The 1,871-nt window shown below is 69.6% G+C and carries 4 protein-coding genes; all 4 read right to left on the reverse strand.

Annotation, left to right across the window (positions count from 1 at the left end; translation table 11 throughout):
- Window positions 1-402: NAD(P)-binding domain-containing protein (locus FV222_RS24675; protein WP_187277463.1), on the reverse strand; the 402-nt coding region annotated here is incomplete at its 3' end.
- Between the two features lie 8 nt (window positions 403-410).
- Window positions 411-920 carry a YbjN domain-containing protein gene (locus FV222_RS24680; RefSeq protein WP_147726522.1) on the reverse strand — a complete coding sequence of 170 codons (510 nt, stop codon included), beginning with the start codon at window positions 918-920 and terminating at the stop codon, window positions 411-413.
- 325 nt (window positions 921-1,245) lie between these two features.
- Window positions 1,246-1,530, reverse strand: coding sequence for an accessory factor UbiK family protein (locus tag FV222_RS24685; protein WP_147763797.1), 285 nt, complete (start codon window positions 1,528-1,530; stop codon window positions 1,246-1,248).
- Between the two features lie 159 nt (window positions 1,531-1,689).
- On the reverse strand, window positions 1,690-1,871 hold a 182-nt coding region (locus FV222_RS24690; protein WP_147815879.1), incomplete at its 5' end, for a hypothetical protein.

Raw genomic sequence — 1,871 nt, forward strand, 5'->3', positions numbered from 1 at the left:
CGTGCGGCCGATGCTGGCCGGCAGGTTCGGCATCGCCCGCACGATCGCCCGGGCGCTCGGCAGTCGGCCTGCGAGGTCGGCGACGGTCTTGCCCGCCAGGATCGAGAGGACGACGGTGTCGGGGCCGACCATCCGGTCGAGGTCGGGCGCGGCGTCAGGGAAGCCCTGCGGCTTGATCGCGACGACGAGGATGGCGGCCGGCGCGACGGTGGCCGGGTTCAGGGCGAGGCCGCGCGCCGTGCAGAGCACACGCAAAGCCTCGGTCGGATGGGCCTCGACGACGGTGGTGTGATGCGGGTCGAGGCCGGCCGCGAGCCAGCTCTCGAGCATCGCCCCGCCCATCTTGCCCGCCCCGACGAGGGTCAGGGAGGCGGGCAGGGCGCCGCCTGCGGAACCCACCATGGTGCGCCTCAGGCCTCGCCTTCGGTCTCGAACAGCACGGCGTCCAGCGCCTCGCGGGCGGACTTGCCGGCCCAGAGCACGAACTGGAACGCCTGGTAGTAGCGCTCGCACGCCTCGACCGCCGACTTCAACAGCATGGCGCATTGCGGGTGCGTCGGCACCGAGCCGCCGGCGAGCAGCAGGGAATGGCGGAACATCACCACGTCGTCGCTCGACCACAGGTCGAAATGGCCGATCCAGAGCTGTTCGTTGATCAGGGCGATCAGGCGCTGCACCTCGGTGCGGCGGCGGTCCGGCACCTTGAGGTCGAAGGCGCAGGCGACGTGCAGCGCCTCGACATCCTCGATCCAGGTGAAGGCGACCTGGTACTCGGTCCAGCGTCCGGCCACCACCACGGACATCTCGTCCGTCTCGGCGCGATCGAAGATCCAGTCGCGGAGCGCGGCAAGCCGCTCGACGACATCGAGCGGGTGCTCGATCCGATCGTAGCCCTCGATGTCGACGTGAAGCTGTGGCATGACGATCCGAAATGACGCCGCCGTATTCGAGCGCCGCGGCATGGTGAACAAAAAAGAACCGAAGCACGAAACCACGTCACGACGCGACGACACTTGTCCCGATGGGACGGTATACCTCGTGGCGGCGGCTCTGCGGCGTCCCGTCTTCGGCGGGTTAAGGCGAATCAGTACGTCACCGACTATAAACCGGTGCGGACTCGCGACACAAAGCGCTTCCCCCGGCCGGTGAACAGGAAATGGATCGTTCGCGCGCGCTTCCTGTGTACAAGCCCGCCGCCCCGCCGGGGCCGATTCGCGCCGGCGACCCGGCCCTCGCCACCGTCGATCAGATCGCCTCGCTCGCCCCGGCGACGGCGGCCGCGGGCGGCTTCGCGTCGGCCTCCAGCGCCGCGATGCGGGCGGTCAGCGCCTCGTTCTGCGAGCGCAAGGTGGCGACCATGTCGCGCAGGACGTCGAGCTCTTCGCGGGAGGCGATGTCCATGTCGCGGATCAGCCGCTCGGCCTGGGCGCGGATCACCGTCTCGGCCTCGCGGCGTACGCCCTGCGCGGCGCCGGCGGCATCGGTCATCAGGCGGGCGAAGTCGTCGAACAGGCGGTTGGACGGGGGCATGTGGTCTCCGAAAGCGTCGCAGCCGCAACCCGGCCTGCGCTCCGACATAGGAATCCGCGGAGTCCGCGGCAATCCGGCGGGACGGCGCGGGATGGGGATGCTGCAAACAAAAACGGGGCCCCGAAGGACCCCGTCGCCGACCTGATCGAAGCGATCAGATCACATGCGGCGCATCATCCGGCGCTCCATGTGACGGCGCATCATGCGGCGCTCCATGTGACGGTGCATCATGCGACGCTCCATCCGGCGATGCATCATGCGGCGCTCCATGCGGTGCATCTGCACATGCTCGATCGCGTCGGGGGCGGTCACGCCCAGCGGGGCGCCGGGGGCGGCAGAGG

It is taken from the genome of Methylobacterium sp. WL103 (genome assembly GCF_008039885.1).
GTDB lineage: Bacteria > Pseudomonadota > Alphaproteobacteria > Rhizobiales > Beijerinckiaceae > Methylobacterium > Methylobacterium cerastii.

Coding starts and splice junctions, on each gene's coding strand:
- FV222_RS24680 (WP_147726522.1), bottom strand. CDS start 920: ATGCCACAGCTTCACGTCGACATCGAGGGCTACGATCGGATCGAGCAC.
- FV222_RS24685 (WP_147763797.1), bottom strand. CDS start 1,530: ATGCCCCCGTCCAACCGCCTGTTCGACGACTTCGCCCGCCTGATGACC.